Source organism: Vibrio crassostreae, assembly GCF_024347415.1.
GTDB lineage: Bacteria > Pseudomonadota > Gammaproteobacteria > Enterobacterales > Vibrionaceae > Vibrio > Vibrio crassostreae.
Genome location: NZ_AP025476.1, coordinates 2,681,871 through 2,701,886, shown reverse-complemented (window position 1 = coordinate 2,701,886; position 20,016 = coordinate 2,681,871). Strand labels below are relative to the sequence as shown.

Annotated in this window: 17 protein-coding genes; 16 read left to right on the top strand and 1 reads right to left on the bottom strand. The window is 44.7% G+C overall.

Features of this window, described 5'->3' with window-relative positions; genetic code table 11:
- Nucleotides 1-90 precede the first annotated feature (90 nt).
- Nucleotides 91-969, bottom strand: coding sequence for a type I methionyl aminopeptidase (gene map, locus OC193_RS11990; protein WP_048661217.1), 879 nt, complete (start codon nt 967-969; stop codon nt 91-93).
- A gap of 457 nt (nt 970-1,426) precedes the next feature.
- Here map and rpsB point away from each other — a divergent pair, with 457 nt between their 5' ends.
- The 16 genes from rpsB to dnaE all read left to right on the top strand — a co-directional run bounded on the left by rpsB (nt 1,427) and on the right by dnaE (nt 19,978).
- Nucleotides 1,427-2,158 carry a 30S ribosomal protein S2 gene (rpsB, locus tag OC193_RS11985; protein ID WP_009847420.1) on the top strand — a complete coding sequence of 244 codons (732 nt, stop codon included), beginning with the start codon at nt 1,427-1,429 and terminating at the stop codon, nt 2,156-2,158.
- A 138-nt stretch (nt 2,159-2,296) separates the two neighbouring features.
- Nucleotides 2,297-3,142, top strand: coding sequence for a translation elongation factor Ts (gene tsf / locus OC193_RS11980; protein ID WP_048606678.1), 846 nt, complete (start codon nt 2,297-2,299; stop codon nt 3,140-3,142).
- 150 nt (nt 3,143-3,292) lie between these two features.
- The gene (gene pyrH / locus OC193_RS11975; RefSeq protein WP_017630771.1) at nt 3,293-4,024 is read left to right on the top strand and encodes a UMP kinase; all 732 of its coding nucleotides are present in this window, start codon (nt 3,293-3,295) and stop codon (nt 4,022-4,024) included.
- 98 nt (nt 4,025-4,122) lie between these two features.
- Nucleotides 4,123-4,680 (top strand): ribosome recycling factor, encoded by a 558-nt coding sequence (frr, locus tag OC193_RS11970; protein WP_017060741.1) that lies wholly within the window; start codon nt 4,123-4,125, stop codon nt 4,678-4,680.
- Nucleotides 4,681-4,778: 98 nt separating this feature from the next.
- Complete coding sequence (locus OC193_RS11965; RefSeq protein ID WP_017063364.1) at nt 4,779-5,531, top strand: isoprenyl transferase; 753 nt, start codon at nt 4,779-4,781, stop codon at nt 5,529-5,531.
- A gap of 15 nt (nt 5,532-5,546) precedes the next feature.
- Entirely contained in the window at nt 5,547-6,389 is an 843-nt protein-coding gene (locus tag OC193_RS11960) for a phosphatidate cytidylyltransferase (protein ID WP_048664580.1), read from the top strand.
- A 51-nt stretch (nt 6,390-6,440) separates the two neighbouring features.
- Nucleotides 6,441-7,649 (top strand): 1-deoxy-D-xylulose-5-phosphate reductoisomerase, encoded by a 1,209-nt coding sequence (ispC, locus tag OC193_RS11955; protein ID WP_048664581.1) that lies wholly within the window; start codon nt 6,441-6,443, stop codon nt 7,647-7,649.
- Entirely contained in the window at nt 7,646-9,004 is a 1,359-nt protein-coding gene (rseP, locus tag OC193_RS11950; protein WP_048664583.1) for a sigma E protease regulator RseP, read from the top strand. The genes ispC and rseP overlap by 4 nt, the downstream gene beginning before the upstream one ends.
- Before the next feature lie 48 nt (nt 9,005-9,052).
- Nucleotides 9,053-11,458: an outer membrane protein assembly factor BamA gene (gene bamA / locus OC193_RS11945; RefSeq protein WP_048661222.1), complete on the top strand. Its 2,406-nt coding sequence runs from the start codon at nt 9,053-9,055 to the stop codon at nt 11,456-11,458.
- 27 nt (nt 11,459-11,485) lie between these two features.
- Nucleotides 11,486-11,986, top strand: coding sequence for an OmpH family outer membrane protein (locus tag OC193_RS11940; RefSeq protein ID WP_017056311.1), 501 nt, complete (start codon nt 11,486-11,488; stop codon nt 11,984-11,986).
- Nucleotides 11,987-11,991: 5 nt separating this feature from the next.
- Nucleotides 11,992-13,023 (top strand): UDP-3-O-(3-hydroxymyristoyl)glucosamine N-acyltransferase, encoded by a 1,032-nt coding sequence (lpxD, locus tag OC193_RS11935; protein WP_048664584.1) that lies wholly within the window; start codon nt 11,992-11,994, stop codon nt 13,021-13,023.
- Between the two features lie 93 nt (nt 13,024-13,116).
- The gene (gene fabZ / locus OC193_RS11930; protein ID WP_048661224.1) at nt 13,117-13,569 is read left to right on the top strand and encodes a 3-hydroxyacyl-ACP dehydratase FabZ; all 453 of its coding nucleotides are present in this window, start codon (nt 13,117-13,119) and stop codon (nt 13,567-13,569) included.
- Nucleotide 13,570: 1 nt separating this feature from the next.
- Complete coding sequence (gene lpxA, locus OC193_RS11925) at nt 13,571-14,359, top strand: acyl-ACP--UDP-N-acetylglucosamine O-acyltransferase (protein WP_048606664.1); 789 nt, start codon at nt 13,571-13,573, stop codon at nt 14,357-14,359.
- Nucleotides 14,360-14,488: 129 nt separating this feature from the next.
- Entirely contained in the window at nt 14,489-15,685 is a 1,197-nt protein-coding gene (lpxB, locus tag OC193_RS11920; protein ID WP_048664585.1) for a lipid-A-disaccharide synthase, read from the top strand.
- 48 nt (nt 15,686-15,733) lie between these two features.
- Nucleotides 15,734-16,354 (top strand): ribonuclease HII, encoded by a 621-nt coding sequence (rnhB, locus tag OC193_RS11915; RefSeq protein ID WP_048664587.1) that lies wholly within the window; start codon nt 15,734-15,736, stop codon nt 16,352-16,354.
- A 144-nt stretch (nt 16,355-16,498) separates the two neighbouring features.
- Nucleotides 16,499-19,978, top strand: coding sequence for a DNA polymerase III subunit alpha (gene dnaE, locus OC193_RS11910; RefSeq protein ID WP_048664589.1), 3,480 nt, complete (start codon nt 16,499-16,501; stop codon nt 19,976-19,978).
- Nucleotides 19,979-20,016: the final 38 nt, after the last annotated feature.

Genomic DNA, 20,016 nt, shown 5'->3' with positions numbered 1-20,016 from the left:
GCTGGTGGAAAGTCGAAATTGAGTGGATAAAAAAATATCCTCGACAAGGCGAGGATATTTTTAAAAGGCTGATGTGTTCAGTTTGATGAACTAAGCGTTTTTCATGATACGTGGAATCGTATCGTCGCTGCGTAGTGTTAGTACTTCACAACCTGTATCTGTCACTACCAGTGTGTGTTCCCACTGCGCCGAGTTTTTGCTGTCTGCTGTGTATACTGTCCAGCTATCTTGGTCATCAAGACGGCAGCCAAACTTACCCGCGTTGATCATTGGCTCGATAGTGAAACACATGCCTGCTTTCAGCACTGTACGGTCGCTGTTCTTGTAGTGAACCACTTGTGGATCTTCGTGGAACTCAGAACCAATACCGTGACCACAGTAATCTTTGACAATAGAGAACTTAGCGCGTGGGTTATTCTTGTTGTTTGTTTTGATGTACTTCTCGATAGCAGTGCCGATTTGGCCAAGTTGAACACCAGGTTTCACTTGGCGCATGCCTTCGTAAAGTGCTTCTTGAGCAACCATGCATAGACGCTTGTTTGCTGGTGAAACTTCACCCACAAGAAACATCTTAGATGTGTCACCGTGGTAGCCTTGTGGACGAACGCTTAAGTCTGCGTTTTCGTCATCAGGGATGATTACTGTGATATCAACGTTAAGAATGTCACCATCTTTTAGTACCGCAGGTTTGAATTGACCTGTGCTGCCAGTCTCATCTTGTGATGCTGGAATACCGTGGCACACAATGTGGTTGATAGAGGTACAGATTGACTTAGGGAAACCGTGATAATCAAGTGGTGCTGAGTATGCGCCTCTTTCCGTAGCGTACTCATGACAGATTTGGTTTAGCTCTTCTGTCGTTGTACCTACTTGGATATGAGGTTCAATCATCTCTAGAATCTCCGACGCCAGCTTGCCGGCGACGCGCATTTTTTCAATTTCTTCAGCAGTTTTAATTTTTACAGCCATTGCATATCTCTTAATTTGGTAGCACCTAAGTGTGCATATTGGGGCTATTCTATCAGTGCAGCATTTTAGCGCAACATTCCCATATCCATACAATGCTGGTGGATACTACTCAACCTGAGTGGTTTACGTCCGGTCTATTGAGATAGAAGTGAATGAATAGCGACACTATTTATAGGTAAATTTCGCCGATAGGGATCAGTATAGCAGTCGCCATTTTTAGATTTTTTTCTAGCCATAGATAGACAAAATATGGTATAAAGCGCGCCGGACATCAGGACTGTTTTCTCCAATAGGCGAAACAAGCTTTGTGTCCACTAACTTATTTCTTTAAATCACACACATTCCGACACATGTTCCGGGGTGCCTCAACAACACAGATAACGGCTGAAAAGTGGTTAGTTGTTAGGGGTCGGATTCATGGGGGATGTGGAGGCCTAACCCCATAGAGGATTTTAAAATGGCAACTGTATCAATGCGCGATATGCTTAAAGCTGGTGTTCACTTCGGTCACCAAACTCGTTACTGGAACCCAAAAATGAAGCCATTCATCTTTGGTGCTCGTAACAAAGTACATATCATCAACCTAGAAAAAACTGTACCAATGTTCAACGACGCTCTAGCTGAAATCGCTAAAGTTGGCGAGAAGAAAGGTAAAGTTCTTTTTGTTGGTACTAAGCGCGCTGCATCTGAAGCTGTTAAAGAAGCTGCTATCAACAGCAACCAGTTCTACGTTAACAACCGCTGGTTAGGCGGTATGCTAACGAACTACAAAACTGTTCGTCAGTCTATCAAGCGTCTGAAAGAACTTGAAGCGCAAGCTCAAGACGGTACTTTCGACAAGCTTACTAAGAAAGAAGCTCTAATGCGTACTCGCGAAATGGAGAAGCTAGAGAAATCTCTTGGTGGTATCAAGAACATGGGCGGCCTTCCAGACGCTCTATTCGTAATCGATGCTGATCACGAACACATCGCAGTTAAAGAAGCAAACAACCTAGGTATCCCAGTTTACGCTGTAGTTGATACTAACTCTAACCCAGACGGCGTTGACTTCGTTATCCCAGGTAACGATGATGCAATCCGTGCAGTACAGCTTTACCTAAACGCTGCTGCAGACGCGGTTAAAGAAGGTCGCAACAAAGATGTTGCTGCTGTAGCTGCTGAAAAAGACGGTTTTGTAGAAGCTGAATAATAGCGGCTCTGAGCCATATTTAGTTCATATTAAGCGGTCATAATCGGTGGCTTAACGGACTGAATACAGTCAATATCAGGGGCCAATTAATTAGGCCCCTGTTTTTTATCTTTTTTAGAATTTACTGAGGAATAGAGAATGGCAACTGTAACTGCAGCTCTAGTTAAAGAACTTCGTGAACGCACAGCTGCGGGCATGATGGAATGTAAAAAAGCGCTTGTTGCTGCTGAAGGCGACATCGAGCTAGCAATTGAAAACATGCGTAAATCTGGCGCAGCAAAAGCAGCTAAGAAAGCTGGTAACGTTGCTGCTGAAGGCGCAATCATCATCAAAGAAGCAAACGGCGCAGCTGCTCTTCTTGAAGTTAACTGCCAAACTGATTTCGTAGCTAAAGATGCAGGTTTCCTTGCATTCGCTAACGAAGTTGCTGAAGTTGCTCTAGCAGAACGTCTAGAAATCGCTGATCTTCAAGCTAAATTTGAAGAAGCGCGTATCGCACTAGTAACTAAAATCGGTGAAAACATCAACATCCGTCGCGTACAATTCGTTGAAGGTGTTGCACTAGCTTCTTACCGTCACGGCGAGAAAATCGGTGTTGTTGTTGCTGGTGAAGGCGAAGCTGAAACTCTTAAGCACGTTGCAATGCACGTTGCTGCATCACGTCCTGAGTTCCTAAACCCAGAAGACGTACCTGCAGACGTAGTTGAGAAAGAAAAAGCAGTTCAAGTTGAAATCGCTATGAACGAAGGCAAACCAGCTGAAATCGCAGAGAAAATGGTTGTTGGCCGTATGAAGAAATTCACGGGCGAAATCTCTCTAACTGGTCAAGCTTTCATCATGGAGCCTAAGCAAACTGTTGGCGCTATCCTTAAAGAGAAAGGCGCTTCAGTATCTAACTTCGTACGTCTAGAAGTTGGTGAAGGCATCGAGAAAGCAGCTGAAATGAGCTTTGCTGACGAAGTTGCAGCGGTACAAAAAGGTTAATCCTTAGCGTATTGTTTGAAAAGAGACCGTGGCAAATGCTGCGGTCTTTTTATGAATAGTGAATTATTTTTTAGCTGTTATGAATGCAAACTGAGCTAATCAGTTTTTATCCATGACTGTTAATCATCAACTCTTTGGAAGGTAAACTCCATGACTACGAACCCTAAACCAGCGTATCAACGTATTCTGTTAAAACTTAGCGGTGAAGCATTACAAGGCGAAGAAGGTTTTGGTATTGACCCGACGATCCTTGATCGTATGGCTCAAGAAGTAAAAGAATTGGTTGAACTAGGTGTTCAAGTGGGCGTTGTAATCGGTGGCGGTAACCTGTTCCGTGGCGCTGGCCTTGCAGAAGCAGGTATGAACCGCGTTGTTGGTGACCACATGGGTATGCTTGCAACGGTAATGAACGGCCTTGCGATGCGTGATGCTCTACACCGCGCTTACGTAAACGCACGTGTAATGTCAGCAATCCCTCTTAAAGGTGTGTGTGACGACTACAACTGGGCAGATGCAATCAGCCAACTGCGTCAAGGTCGCGTTGTGATCTTCTCTGCTGGTACTGGTAACCCATTCTTCACTACAGATTCTGCTGCATGTCTACGTGGTATCGAAATCGAAGCTGACGTAGTTCTAAAAGCGACAAAAGTAGATGGTGTATTTACTTCTGACCCTGTAGCAAACCCAGACGCAGAGTTGTATGATACGTTGTCTTACAACACGGTTCTTGATAAAGAACTTAAAGTAATGGACTTGGCTGCATTTACGCTAGCACGTGATCACAAAATGCCAATCCGTGTATTTAACATGAATAAACCAGGCGCACTACGTCGCGTGGTTATGGGTGAAACTGAAGGTACATTAATCAGCGACGCTGACTAATTTTTCGGGCTTACTGAGGTGTTATACCTTGGTAAGCTTATCCTTATCACTCCAAATAAAAAGCTTTCTTGAAGAAAGAACATAATCAAGGTGAAATTGTGATTAACGAAATCAAAAAAGACGCTCAAGAGCGCATGGTAAAAAGTGTTGATGCACTAAAAAACAGCCTGCAAAAGATTCGTACAGGTCGTGCGCACCCAAGCCTACTTTCTGGTCTTACTGTTGAGTACTACGGTGCTCCAACGCCTTTGACTCAAGTAGCTAACGTTATCGCTGAAGATGCACGTACACTAGCTATTACAGTGTTTGATAAAACACTGACTCCTCTAGTTGAAAAAGCAATTCTGACATCTGACCTAGGCCTAAACCCTATGTCTGCTGGCACAGTTATCCGTGTTCCACTTCCCCCGCTAACGGAAGAGCGTCGTAAAGACCTAGTTAAAATCGTTCGTGGCGAAGCTGAAGGTGGCCGTGTTGCTATCCGTAATATCCGTCGTGACGCGAATGGCGATCTAAAAGCACTTCTTAAAGATAAAGAAATCTCTGAAGATGAAGATCGTAAAGCACAAGACGAAATTCAAAAGCTAACTGACGCTGCGGTTAAGAACGTAGACGAAGTTCTAGCTGTTAAAGAAAAAGAGTTGATGGAAGTTTAATTTCCCCTATTCTTTTCTTTCCGGAAAAACGCTGTACTCACGGTGCAGCGTTTTTTTATGCTACTCTGTTCGACTATTAGAATTTGATTCACTCTTTTATGCATAATTCTCAAGCGTTCACAGACTCTCTTCCTAAACACATTGCTATCATTATGGATGGTAATGGTCGCTGGGCAAAAGCTCAGGGCAAGCCTCGCGTCTTTGGCCATAAAAACGGTGTTCAAGCCGTTCGTAAAACCATCTCTTCTGCAGCCAGACTTGGCATCAAAGCCGTTACTCTTTTTGCATTTAGTAGCGAAAACTGGCGTCGCCCTGAAGAAGAAGTCGGTATCTTGATGGAACTGTTTATTTCAGTGCTGTCGAGTGAAGTAAAAAAGCTTCATAAAAATAATCTACAACTGCGTGTTATTGGTGATAAAAGTCGTTTCAATGATCGACTACAAAAGAAGATAGAAGAAGCGGAAGCTTTGACTAGCACTAATACCGGTATGGTTATTAATATTGCGGCTAACTATGGCGGTAAGTGGGATATTCAGCAAGCAATGACCTCTATTGCTCAACAGGTAAAGTCTGGTGATATTAATGTAGATGACATTGATGAAGCTATGATTACACAGCACCTGACGATGGCAGATATTCCTGAAGTCGATCTACTTATCCGTACCAGTGGTGAATGCCGCATTAGTAATTTTATGCTTTGGCAGTTGGCTTACGCCGAAATGTATTTCACTGAACAATTCTGGCCAGACTTTAATGAGGACAGCTTAGTAGAAGCTGTGACTTGGTTTGTAAACCGTGAACGTCGTTTTGGATGCACTGGTGAGCAAATTAAAGCTCTGATGGACAGTTAATAAGGATTTTTTGGTTTGAAACAACGAATTATTACGGCGTTGATTTTAGCTCCCCTAGTTATTCTAGGCATTTTCGAGTTATCACTTCCTACATTTATTCTTTCATTAGCGGTAATCTCGCTATTAGGTTTTTGGGAGTGGACTCAGTTTGTTGAAAGCAAATCGCGTTATTTAGCGTTGATTCCAACGGTTGTAGTCAGTGCCGCAAGTTTTGCTTTTATCCCTTTTGATGCATTTAGCCTTAATAACTTGTCTATTGCTCACTACTCCATTCTAACGATTGGCTCAATTTGGTGGGTAATCGCGAGTGGTATGGCCGTGACTTATCCTAAGTCTATGCCTGCATGGAAAGACTCTTCTCTTCTTCGTCACGCTTTTGGTGTGCTGACTCTGCTGCCATTCTTCTGGAGTGTGGTTATCCTGCGTGCTAACGGTATCGATGTTGATCCCTACCACGGTGCAAAATTGGTTATGTTTGTTTGTTTGCTCGTTTGGGCAGCGGATAGCGGTGCTTATTTTTCAGGGAAGAGTTTTGGTAAGCGCAAAATGGCCCCAGAGGTAAGCCCGAATAAAACGATTGAAGGTCTTATTGGCGGCATCATTACTGCAGTGATCGTGGCTTGGATTTTTGCTGACTTGTTTGATATCCAATTCACAAGTCCTCTTCACATGATTGTTATTACTCTTGTGACCGTCGTTATCTCTGTTCTTGGTGACCTTGTTGAAAGCATGTTTAAACGTGTTTCTGGGGTGAAAGACAGCAGTAATCTGATTCCTGGTCATGGTGGTATACTTGATAGAATAGATAGCTTAACGGCTGCATTCCCTGTCTTTGCTCTGCTTTATTTAGCATTCTAATAAAAGAGGGCAGTGATTCTGCCCTTTATTACATTTCTACGGTCATATGTGATGCGAAATCTAACTATCCTTGGCGCTACCGGCTCAATTGGTGCAAGTACCCTAAAAGTCGTTGAGCAAAACCCAGACCTTTATTCGGTCGTGGCATTGGCTGCCGGTTCGAATGTTGAAAAGATGCTGGCGCTAGTTGAAAAGTGGCAACCAAGCTATGTTGCTATGGCTTGCCCTGAAGCTGCATCTCAGCTGACTGAAATATTATCTGCGGATTACCCAAGCATTCAAGTGCTTTCAGACACTGAAGGCATGTGTCAGGTTGCTTCCCTAGATGAAGTTGACACTGTTATGGCTGCGATTGTTGGCGCAGCAGGCTTGCTTCCTACGATGGCTGCGGTTAAAGCGGGCAAGCGTATCTTGCTTGCTAACAAAGAAGCTTTGGTGATGTCTGGGCAGCTGTTTATAGACGCCGTAGAAAAGTACGGTGCAGAACTACTTCCTGTCGACAGTGAGCATAATGCTATTTTCCAATGCCTTCCGCAGAACGTACAAACCAAACTAGGCCGCTGTGACCTTGAAGAAAACGGCATTAACCATATTCTTCTGACTGGTTCTGGTGGTCCTTTCCGTTATACCGATGTGGCTGAGCTCGAATCCGTGACTCCTGAACGCGCAATTGCACACCCTAACTGGTCTATGGGTCCTAAGATCTCTGTCGATTCTGCGACTATGATGAATAAAGGGCTAGAGTACATTGAAGCGAAATGGCTATTTAATGCTTCTCAGGAGCAGTTAAAAGTCATCATTCATCCGCAGTCTGTGATTCACTCTATGGTCCAGTACAAGGATGGCTCTGTGCTGGCTCAAATGGGCGAGCCGGACATGGCAACGCCAATTGCTTTGACGATGTCTTACCCTAATCGCACCGAGGCGGGTGTTAAGCCTTTAGACTTTACGAAAGTGGGCGAGCTTACCTTCTTAGAACCAGATTTTAGTCGTTACCCGTGTTTGAGATTGGCGATTGAAGCGTGCTACTTAGGTCAGCATGCGACAACAGCCATTAATGCAGCAAATGAAATTGCAGTCGATGCTTTTTTGAATAATCGAGTGAAGTTTACCGATATTGCTGTCATTAACGAACATGTTATGAGCAAAGTATGTGAACAACATAACTCTGAGGGCTTAGATAGCTTGGAAAGCCTTCTCGAGCTAGATAATATGTCTCGTCAATTAGCCAATCAATTTATTAAAGAGCAGCTAGCATGAGTGGAATTCTGTGGAACTTCGCATCCTTTATTGTAGCGCTTGGCATTCTGGTCGCTGTTCATGAGTTTGGACATTTCTGGGTTGCTCGTCGCTGTGGTGTGAAAGTTGAGAAATTCTCGATTGGTTTTGGTAAATCAATCTGGAGCAAAGTTGGCCGTGATGGTACGGAATACAGCTTGTCAGTCATTCCATTGGGCGGCTACGTTAAGATGCTTGATGGTCGTGTTGACGACCTTTCTGAAGACGAACAACAATACGCTTTTGATAAGAAGCCATTGTGGAAAAGAACGGCGATTGTGGGTGCAGGTCCTGCGTTTAACTTTATCTTTGCCGTCTTTGCATATTGGCTAGTATTTTTGATTGGCGTGCCGGCGGTTAAACCTGTAATCGGTGAAGTCACTCCGCAATCTATTGCTGCACAAGCCGGAATTGAAACTGGGATGGAACTTAAATCTATTTCAGGAATCAAAACCGCAGATTGGGAATCAGTCAATATGGGTTTGATATCACACATTGGTGATCAATCCATGACAGTGACGGTTGCTTCTCAAGACGACATCGGCTTTGAGCAACAAATGACATTGGATATTTCAGACTGGTCGTTCAACCCAGAAACTGAATCTGCAATGACAACGCTGGGTTTTAGACCGTACTCTCCAGAGGTATCGACTGTACTGGCTCAAATCATTGATGATGGCGCTGCATACGATGCAGGTCTTGAAGCCGGTGATAAAATTGTTGAGATTAACGGGCAACCTATTGAACAGTGGCAGTCGGTTGTTGAGTTAATTCGTGCAAATCCAATGACACCCTTGGACTTGGTCGTATTGCGAAATGGTGCTGAGCAGTCATTGGTTATGACACCAAAAAGTCGAGAGCTTTCTGATGGTTCGACAATCGGCTATGCAGGTATTGCTCCGGAAGTCGCAGAATGGCCAGAAGATTATCGCTTTGAGTTACAATTTGGTGTAATTGAGTCTGTAGGAAAAGCATTTGATAAAACAGGTCAAATCATTGGTTTGACACTGACAATGCTTAAGAAGCTTATCGTTGGTGATGTTGGCTTAAACAACTTGAGTGGCCCTATTTCAATCGCGAAAGGTGCAGGTACAACCGCCGATTATGGTTTGGTTTACTTCTTAGGCTTTTTGGCTCTGATTAGTGTTAACTTAGGGATTATTAATTTGGTTCCGCTGCCTATGCTTGATGGCGGACATTTGCTGTTTTTCGCTATTGAGGCCGTTACTCGTAAACCGGTACCTGAGAAAGTTCAGGAAATGGGATACAGATTGGGAGGGGCAATCCTCTTCTCATTGATGGCTCTGGCAATATTTAACGATTTTACTCGTCTGTGAATGGTTTCTCACAGGCATTGGTAGTAGCAAGGAATAATTAGAATAAGTATGGCGATTAAGCAAATTCTGTTCGCAAGTCTATTGGCCACTAGTGTGGCTGCGAACGGAGCACAAAACTTTGTAGTTCAAGATATCAAGATCGAAGGTTTACAGCGTGTTGCACTTGGTGCGGCTCTACTGAAAATGCCAGTACGTATTGGCGATGAAGTGGATGAAAGCGATGTATCTGAGATCATTCGTGCATTGTATGCTTCGGGTAACTTTGAGGATGTTAAAGTCCTTCGCGATGAAGGTGTTTTAGTTGTTCAAGTCAAAGAACGACCGACCATCGCGAGCATTTCATTCTCGGGTAACAAAGCGATCAAAGAAGAGCAACTTCAGCAGAACCTAGATGCGTCTGGTGTTCGTGAAGGAGAGGCTCTTGACCGTACGACGCTGAGTAACATTGAGAAAGGCCTTGAAGATTTTTACTACAGTGTTGGTAAGTACAACGCGACAGTAAAAGCGGTTGTGACGCCTTTGCCACGTAACCGTTCTGACCTTAAGTTTGTGTTTACTGAAGGCGTATCCGCTAAGATTCAGCAAATCAACTTTATCGGTAACGAAGTTTTCTCTGACGCTGAACTCCTCAGTCGTTTCAACTTGAACGTTGATGTTGCATGGTGGAATTTCCTTGCGGATGAAAAATACCAGAAGCAAGTATTAGCTGGTGATATCGAAGCGCTGAAATCTTACTACCTTGACCGTGGTTACCTTAAGTTTAAGGTAGATTCTACTCAAGTTGCGATCTCTCCAGATAAGAAAGGCGTGTATATCACGCTTGGTATTGATGAAGGCGAAGCTTATACCGTTAAAGATGTCGCATTTCGTGGTGAGCTCATCGGCCGTGAGGCTGACTTTGAGGCGTTAGTGCCATTTGAAGACGGTGATACTTATAACGGTTCATCGGTAACGTCTTTAGAAGAGAACGTAAAACGAATTCTTGGCGAATCTGGCTATGCGTACCCACAAGTTCGTACTATTCCAGAGTTCAATGATGAGACCAAAGAAGTGTCGTTGGTTATCAATGTAGAAGCGGGCAGCCGTATCTATGTTCGTGACATTCGATTTACGGGTAACAATTCAACGAAAGATGAAGTTCTTCGTCGTGAAATGCGTCAAATGGAAGGCAGCTGGCTTAACTCTAAGTCAATTGATACTGGTAAGAGCCGTCTTAACCGTTTAGGTTTCTTTGAAACGGTTGACGTACAAACAGTTCGTGTTCCTGGTAGTGAAGACCAAGTTGATTTGGTTTACAACGTTAAGGAAGCGAACTCCGGCAGCATCAACTTTGGTGTCGGCTACGGTACGGAATCAGGTGTTAGTTTCCAAGTTGGCCTACAACAAGACAACTTTGCGGGTTCTGGTAACCGTGTTGGCGTAAGTGCCATGATGAACGATTACCAAAAGAACGTGAGCTTAGACTACCGTGACCCATACTGGAACCTTGATGGTGTGAGTCTAGGCGGTAAGATCTTCTACAACGAATTCGAAGCCTCTGAAGCGGGTATTGTCGACTATACCAACCAAAGTTACGGTACGAGCCTTACATGGGGTTTCCCTATGGATGAGCTGAACCGTATCGAGTTTGGTGTTGGCTATACACACAACAAAATCGGTAACGTTCCGACTTATATCCAAGTTGAACAGTTTGCGAGAAGTATTGACCAATATGGTGACGAGCACATCTTAACCGATGATTTCGATATCAATATCTCTTGGACGCGTAATAACTTGAACCGTGGTTTCTTCCCAACAGAAGGTAACCACCAACGTGCTTTCGCTAAAATGACGGTGCCAGGCTCTGATGCTCAGTACTTCAAAATGCAGTACGATGTAAAACATTACATCCCGCTGACCAAAAAGCATGAGTTCACACTATTGATGCGTGGCCGATTAGGCTATGGTAATGGTTATGGTCAAACGGATGGTAACGATAACTTGTTCCCATTCTACGAGAACTACTACGCAGGTGGTTTTACAACCCTACGTGGTTTTGGTTCTAACTCGGCTGGCCCGAAAGCCGTTTACGGAAGCAGCACAGGTAACAACCCAACCTACGATACTGCTACTGATGATTCAGTGGGTGGTAACGCGGTTGCTTTGGCAAGTCTAGAGTTAATTGTACCTACGCCGTTTGCTTCTGATGAAGCACGCAGCCAGATTCGTACCAGTGTCTTCTTCGATATGGCTAGTGTATGGGATACCGAATTTGTAGACCGTGGCGCGCCTAATAGTGGCGGCCAGTACTACTACGATTACTCTGATCCAACGAATTACCGTTCATCTTATGGTGCAGCCCTTCAATGGATGTCACCGATGGGCCCACTAGTTTTCTCTCTAGCGAAACCAGTTAAAATTTACGAAGGTGATGATGAGGAATTCTTCACATTTACCATTGGTAGAACTTTCTAATATTTAAAGGACAATATTTTGAAAAATATGATTAAAGCAGCAGGTTTAGGCCTTGTAGTTCTTAGCTCTTCTTTCTTTGCAACAGCTGCTGAAGCTGCGCAAAAAGTGGGTTATGTAAACACTGCACAAGTATTCCAGGCTCTACCTCAGCGTGAAGTTGTTCTTCAAAAAATGCAGGAAGAGTTCAAAGACAAAGCAGCTGAGCTGCAGAGCATTCAAGCTGAAGCAAAAACGAAGATTGAAAAGCTTAAGCGTGATGGCGAGCTACTAGGTCCTGACGAAGTTGAAAAGCTACGTATCGAAGTAGGTCAACTAGACAGCAAGTACAAAATCAAAGCTCAAGCACTAGAAAAAGCAAGCCAACGTCGTGAAGCACAAGAGAAGCAGAAGCTATTCAAAGTGATTCAAGATGCTGTAACGAAAGTTGCAGAGAAAGAAGGCTACGATATGATCGTTGATATTCAAGCTCTGCAATACGGCAAGCCAGAATACAACATCTCTGAGAAAGTAATTAAAGCACTGAAATAAGTTTTATGAAGAATCTAACTTTAGCCGAATTGGCAACGATTACCGGGGGAGAGCTACACGGAGATGGTACTAGTACCGTTTCAGCAGTCGCTCCTATGGATAAAGCGCAAGAAGGTAACATTACGTTCCTTTCTAACGTAAAGTACAGCAAGCACCTAGGTGACTGTAAAGCATCCGCTATTATGGTTAAAGAGAGTGAGCGTGAACTTTGTAAGACGAACGTGATTGTGGTTAATGACCCTTACGTTGCTTTTGCTAAAGTTGCTCAAGCGCTTGATACTACTCCAGCACCCGCTGCGGCTATTGCTGATTCAGCTTCGATTGCAAGTGATGCGACCATTGGACAAAATGTGTCTATTGGTGCAAATGCTGTGATTGAGTCTGGTGTGGTACTTGGTGATGATGTGATCATCGGTGCTGGTTGCTTTATTGGTAAAAACGCGAAAGTTGGCTCTGGCACTAAGCTATGGGCTAACGTAAGTGTTTACCATGAAGTTGTGATTGGCGAAGCATGTTTGATTCAATCAAGCACGGTTATCGGCTCTGATGGCTTTGGTTATGCGAACGAGAAAGGCGAGTGGATTAAAATCCCACAAGTCGGTTCAGTTCGTATCGGTAACCGCGTAGAAATCGGCGCGTGTACTACCATCGACCGTGGTGCATTAGACGACACAATTATTGAAGATAACGTTATCTTAGATAATCAACTTCAAATTGCTCACAATGTTCACATCGGATATGGTTCAGCCCTTGCGGGTGGTACTATTGTAGCTGGCAGCACGACGATAGGTAAGTACTGTATTATTGGTGGTGGCTGTGTGATTAATGGTCACATTGAAATCATTGACGGCGTTACAATCACCGGTATGGGGATGGTAATGCGCAGCATCACTGAGAAAGGCATGTACTCTTCGGGTATTCCTTTACAGCCAAACAAAGATTGGCGTAAAACAGCAACGCGTGTTCATCGTATTGATGAAATGAACAAGCGTTTGAAAACCGTTGAAAAACTTATCGAGAAGAGCGCGGAATCATAATTCCAGCATTTCTAATAAAAGGCTCGCGTATAGCGAGTCTTTTTCGTTTATAATCCTTCTAATTAAATAAAGAATATACATAGGAATACGACTTTGACTACTGAACAGACAACGATGAACATTACTGAAATTCAGGAACTATTACCTCATCGCTACCCATTCTTAATGGTTGATCGTGTGACTAGCTTTGAAAAAGAAAAAACACTGACCGCAATTAAGAATGTCTCTGTTAACGAACCTCAGTTCACAGGCCACTTCCCTCAGCTTCCTGTATTCCCAGGCGTGTTGATCTTAGAAGCAATGGCACAAGCAACAGGCCTTCTAGCATTTAAATCTTTTGGTGCGCCTTCTGGCAACGAACTTTACTACTTTGCAAGTGTTGATAAAGCAAAATTCCGTAAGCCAGTCGTACCTGGTGACCAACTGGTTATCGAAGTTGAATTCTTAAAAGAGCGTCGTGGCATTGCATCGTTTAACGGTGTAGCGAAAGTTGACGGCGACGTTGTATGTTCAGCTGAACTTAAATGTGCTCGTAGAGAGTTTTAATATGATTCATGAAACAGCGAAAATTCACCCGGCAGCAGTAATCGAAGGTGATGTAACTATCGGTGCTAACGTGACAGTTGGGCCTTTCACTTACATTGCTGGTAACGTGACAATTGGTGACGACACTGAAGTGATGTCGCATGTTGTGATCAAAGGTCATACAACCATTGGTAAAGAAAACCGTATCTTCCCTCATGCTGTTATTGGTGAAGAAAACCAAGACAAGAAATACGGTGGTGAAGAGACAACAGTTGTGATCGGTGATCGCAACGTGATCCGTGAAGCGGTTCAAATCCACCGTGGTACGGTTCAAGACAAAGCAACCACTGTAATTGGTGATGACAACCTACTTTGTGTTAATGCTCACGTAGCGCACGATGTTATTGTTGGTAACCATACTCACATTGGTAACAACGCTATTCTTGGCGGACACGTGACGGTTGGCGACTACGCTGGTGTTATGGCACTGTCTGCGATTCACCCATTCTGCTCAATTGGTGCTTACGCATACATTGGCGGCTGTTCTGCTGTTGTTCAAGATGTACTTCCGTACGTACTTGCACAGGGTAACCATGCTGCTCCATTCGGTCTGAACCTAGTGGGCTTGAAGCGTAACGGTTTTGAAAAACCAGAAATTCGTGCACTACAGAAAGCGTACAAAGAGTTATACCGTTCAGGTAAAACACTTGAAGAAGCGAAAGCGGCTTTAGTTGAAATGGCGAAAGAGTTTACTTCGGTGGCTCCTATGCTAGAAATGCTAGAGAATTCTGAGCGCGGTATTATTCGTTAATACTGGATGTGGTTGTGTACCAATCCGCGCAAGTATGACAATAATTACTTAATCAGATTGGTATAACAAAAAGATCGCTAATCATTAGGCGATCTTTTTTGTTTTAGGCAAGAAGGGAATTGGAAAACTATGGCACAGCAAGAAGCAGCAACCAACAGCACGGACTTTGTTTCGAATGAACCTCTGCGGGTAGGTATCGTTGTCGGAGAACTCTCTGGTGATACGCTTGGTGAAGGTTTTATCAAAGCAATCAAATCACAGTACCCGAATGCTGAATTCGTCGGTATTGGCGGACCCAAAATGAAGGCGCTTGGTTGTGAGTCTCTTTTCGAGATGGAAGAGCTAGCTGTCATGGGCTTAGTTGAAGTACTTGGCCGTTTACCTCGTCTGCTAAAAGTAAAAGCAGAGTTGGTTAAGTATTTCACTCAAAACCCACCAGATGTGTTTGTTGGTATCGATGCACCTGATTTCAACCTAAGACTTGAACTTGATCTTAAGAACGCAGGCATTAAAACGGTCCATTACGTGAGCCCTTCAGTGTGGGCTTGGCGTCCCAAGCGTATCTTTAAAATCGACAAAGCAACCGACTTGGTTTTGGCCTTCCTGCCATTCGAGAAAGCGTTTTACGATAAATACAACGTTGCCTGTGAATTTGTTGGCCACACGCTGGCAGACGCAATTCCTTTAGAACCAAGTAAACAAGATGCACGTGAGCTGTTAGGCTTAGACCAAGACAAACAGTGGTTAGCCGTATTGCCGGGCAGTCGAGGTGGTGAGATGGGGTTGATCGCTCAACCATTTATCGAAACGTGCCAGCGCATTAAGCAAAAATACCCTGACATCAATTTTGTTGTTGCGCTCGTGAATGAACAGCGTAAAAAACAGTTTACCGAAATCTGGCAAACAACAGCGCCTGAGCTTGAATTCACGTTAGTCGAAGATACGGCAACCAACGTGATTACCGCTGCTGACTCTGTGCTTCTGGCTTCCGGCACAGTGGCTCTTGAGTGTATGTTACTGAAGCGTCCAATGGTCGTTGGCTACAAAGTAAATAAGCTGACAGGCTACATTGTGAAGAAGCTAGCAATCACTGATTTCGTATCACTGCCGAATATTTTGGCTGGTGAAGAGATCGTGAAAGAGCATATTCTTGAGGAATGCCACCCAGACTTCTTGTTCCCATCTGTCGACAAAATGCTATCAGCCGACAACAGTGCATTGATCGAACGTTTTACCGAGATGCATCACTGGATTCGTAAAGATGCTGATAAGCAAGCCGCCAACGCAGTACTGAAATTGATTGGTCGAGAGTTTGTTGAATCATAAAGTGCAGCCTCAGAAAGCACTGACTTATAAGTTACAAAGAGAATTGTCATGGCAGTAAAAGAGAAAAAAGAGCTTCCTCCATTTGAATATCCGCAAGGCTACCAGTTGTTTGCTGGTGTGGATGAAGTAGGTCGTGGGCCATTGGTAGGCGATGTGGTGACTGCTGCGGTTATCCTAGATCCAAATAATCCAATCGAAGGCTTAAACGATTCAAAAAAACTGTCTGAGAAAAAGCGTCTTGCTCTGCTTCCTGAAATCAAGGAGAAAGCCTTGGCGTGGTCTGTTGGTCGCTGTTCGCCACAAGAAATTGATGAGCTGAATATTCTACAGGCAACTATGGTCGCTATGCAGCGCGCTATCGCTGGGTTGAGCGTTCAGCCTGACATGGCACTGATCGATGGTAACCGTGTTCCTGAACTGCCAATGGACGGTCTGGCTATTGTTAAAGGTGACTTGCGAGTGGCTGAAATCAGTGCGGCGTCTATTATTGCAAAAGTCGTCCGTGACCAAGAGATGGAAGAGCTTGATAAACTTCATCCAGAGTTTGGTTTTGCTAAACATAAGGGTTACCCGACCAAAGCGCATTTCGAAGCGATTGAGCAACATGGTGTAACCGAACATTACCGCAAGAGCTTTAAGCCAGTAAAACGTATCCTTGGCATAGATTAGAGCGTATTGATTAAGCTCTATCTAGACTAGAGCTTTACGTTAGCTAGACCTGGGCATCGAATAAAGTTGCTTACTTGCGTCAGAAAAAAATAGAATACACACAGTTGTAACCCCTAGGCTCAAACCTAGAACTCAGGAAAAATAATGTCAGATCCAAAATTTGTTCACCTACGCGTACACAGTGATTTTTCTATGGTGGATGGCCTCTCTAAGGTGCCGCCATTAGTAAAAAAAGTCGCTGAAATGGGTATGCCTGCTCTAGCATTGACCGATTTCACCAACCTGTGTGGGTTGGTGAAGTTTTACGGTACTGCTCATGGGTGTGGGGTTAAACCAATTATTGGTGCTGACTTCTTGATGCAGTCTCCGGAATTCGGTGACGAGCTAACCAAGCTCACCGTCATTGCAACCGACAATAAAGGTTATAACAACCTAACGCTGCTTATCTCAAAAGCTTACCTTCGTGGTCATGTACAGCATCAGCCTGTTATCGATAAAGAGTGGTTGATTGAGAATGCCGAAGGCCTGATTATTCTATCGGGTGCCAAAGAAGGTGAGATTGGTAAGGCGCTACTGAAAGGTAACCGTGATTTGGTTGCAAGCAGCGTCGAGTTTTACAAGACGTACTTCGCCGACCGTTTTTACTTAGAACTGATTCGTACCGGACGACCGGATGAAGAGTCATACTTACACTTTGCGTTAGAGCTTGCTGAACAGGAAGACCTGCCTGTTGTCGCAACCAACGAAGTGGTTTTCCTAACTGAAGACCTGTTTGATGCTCATGAAATCCGCGTGGCGATCCATGACGGTTTCACTATGGTCGATCCTCGTCGTCCTAAGAACTACAGCGCGCAGCAATATCTTCGTAGTGAAGAAGAGATGTGTGAGCTGTTCTCTGATATTCCGGAAGCGTTAGAGAACAGTGTTGAGATTGCCAAGCGTTGTAACGTGACCGTTCGTTTAGGGGAATACTTCCTGCCTAACTTCCCTACGGAAGGTTTGGCGATTGAAGACTTCTTGATCAAGAAATCTGAAGAAGGTCTTGAACGACGTTTGGCGTTCCTGTTCCCTGACGAAAAAGTTCGCGCTGAGCGCAGACCTGAATACGATGAGCGACTCAAGATCGAGCTCGAAGTTGTCAATAACATGGGTTTCCCTGGCTACTTCTTGATCGTAATGGAGTTCATTCAGTGGTCAAAAGACAACGATGTGCCAGTAGGTCCTGGGCGTGGTTCTGGTGCTGGCTCTCTAGTAGCTTACGCCTTGGATATCACCGATCTCGATCCACTTGAATACGATCTCCTTTTCGAACGTTTCTTGAACCCAGAACGTGTCTCCATGCCCGATTTCGATATCGACTTCTGTATGGATAAGCGTGACCAAGTTATCGACCACGTTGCTGAGATGTACGGGCGTGATGCGGTATCTCAGATCATCACTTTTGGTACCATGGCGGCGAAAGCGGTAATTCGCGACGTAGGCCGTGTACTGGGTCACCCATTTGGCTTCGTCGATCGAATTTCAAAGCTTGTACCGCCAGATCCTGGTATGACGTTGGAGAAAGCATTCCTTGCTGAACCGGCACTGCCGGAGCTTTACGATGGCGATGAAGAAGTTCGCGAACTGATCGATAAATGTCGCATTCTTGAAGGTTGTACGCGAAACGCCGGTAAACACGCGGGTGGTGTTGTAATCTCACCAACCACGATCACTGACTTTGCACCAATCTATGCCGATGCTGAAGGTAACTTCCCAGTAACGCAATTCGATAAGAATGACGTTGAAACGGCTGGCTTGGTTAAGTTCGACTTCTTGGGCCTGCGTACCCTGACCATCATCGATTGGGCGTTGGGCCTCGTAAACCCTCGCCTGAAGAAAGAGGGTAAAGAGCCAGTTCGTATTGAGTCGATTCCTCTTGATGACCAAGCTTCGTTCAATCTATTACAAAATTCTGAAACGACTGCGGTATTCCAGCTGGAATCGCGTGGTATGAAAGACCTGATCAAACGTCTACAGCCCGACTGTTTTGAAGATATCATCGCATTGGTAGCCCTGTTCCGTCCGGGTCCTCTGCAATCAGGCATGGTAGATAACTTTATCGACCGTAAACATGGCCGTGAAGCGGTTTCTTACCCTGATGAAACGTGGCAACACGAATCACTGAAAGAGACACTAGAACCTACCTACGGCATCATCCTGTATCAAGAACAGGTAATGCAGATCGCACAGATTCTGGCAGGCTATACGCTTGGCGGCGCGGATATGTTGCGTCGTGCGATGGGTAAGAAAAAGCCAGAAGAGATGGCGAAACAGCGTGGTACCTTTAAAGAGGGTGCTGAAGCCAACGGTGTTGATGGCGAACTTGCCATGAAGATCTTTGACTTGGTAGAGAAATTTGCGGGCTACGGCTTCAACAAATCTCACTCGGCTGCATACGCACTGGTTTCTTACCAAACGCTGTGGTTGAAAACGCACTACCCAGCGGAATTTATGGCTGCGGTAATGACGGCTGATATGGATAACACCGAGAAGGTTATTGGCCTTGTTGATGAGTGTTTCCGTATGAAACTCAAGCTGCTCCCACCGGATATCAACTCGGGCTTGTACCGCTTTAACGTGGATGAAGATGGCGCGATTGTTTATGGTATCGGCGCGATCAAAGGGGTAGGTGAAGGCCCTATTGAAGCGATCATCGAAGCACGAAATAAGGGCGGTTACTTTAAAGACTTATTCGACTTCTGTGCGCGTCTTGATCTGAAGAAGGTCAACAAACGTGTTATCGAAAAGTTGATTCTATCCGGTGCCTTAGATAGATTAGGTCCTCACCGTGCAGCGATGATGGCTTCATTGCCGGATGCGGTTAAAGCGGCAAGCCAACATCACCACGCTGAGTCCTTTGGACAATCAGATATGTTTGGCGTGTTGACCGATGCTCCGGAAGAGGTTGAACACAAGTATACCCAAGTGCCTAAGTGGCCTGAGAAGGTTTGGCTTGAGGGCGAACGCGAAACGCTTGGTTTGTATCTAACTGGTCACCCGGTTAACGCTTACATCAAAGAGTTAGCGAAATACACCAGCTGTCGCTTGAAAGATGCCACGCCAACGCGTCGTGACCAATCATTAACGATTGCCGGTTTGGTGATTGCTGCGAGAGTGATGACCACTAAGCGCGGTACACGAATCGGTTTGATGACACTTGATGACCGATCTGGGCGAATGGAAGTGATGTTGTTCTCTGATGCGCTCGATCGCTACGCAGAGTTGCTCGAAAAAGACAAAATTGTGGTCGTTTCCGGACAGGTCAGCTTTGATGATTTCAATGGCGGGCTTAAAATGTCCGCGCGCGAGGTCATGGACTTAGGAAGCGCCCGTGAGAAATATGCTCGTGGGGTGTCGATATCTATCGACCAATCCCAAATTAACGGTCAATTTTTTGAACGCTTTAGTCAAATCTTAGAACCTTATAGAGCCGGAACGGTCCCAGTCAATGTATACTACCAGCGTGCCGACGCTAGAGCGCGGTTAACATTGGGCACAGAATGGCGTGTGACGCCAAGTGATACATTACTAGACGAATTAAAACAGCTGCTTGGAAATAGCCAAGTAGAACTCGAATTTAACTAAAATTTAGCTTCGCGAATACGGAGCTGAATCAACAAGGA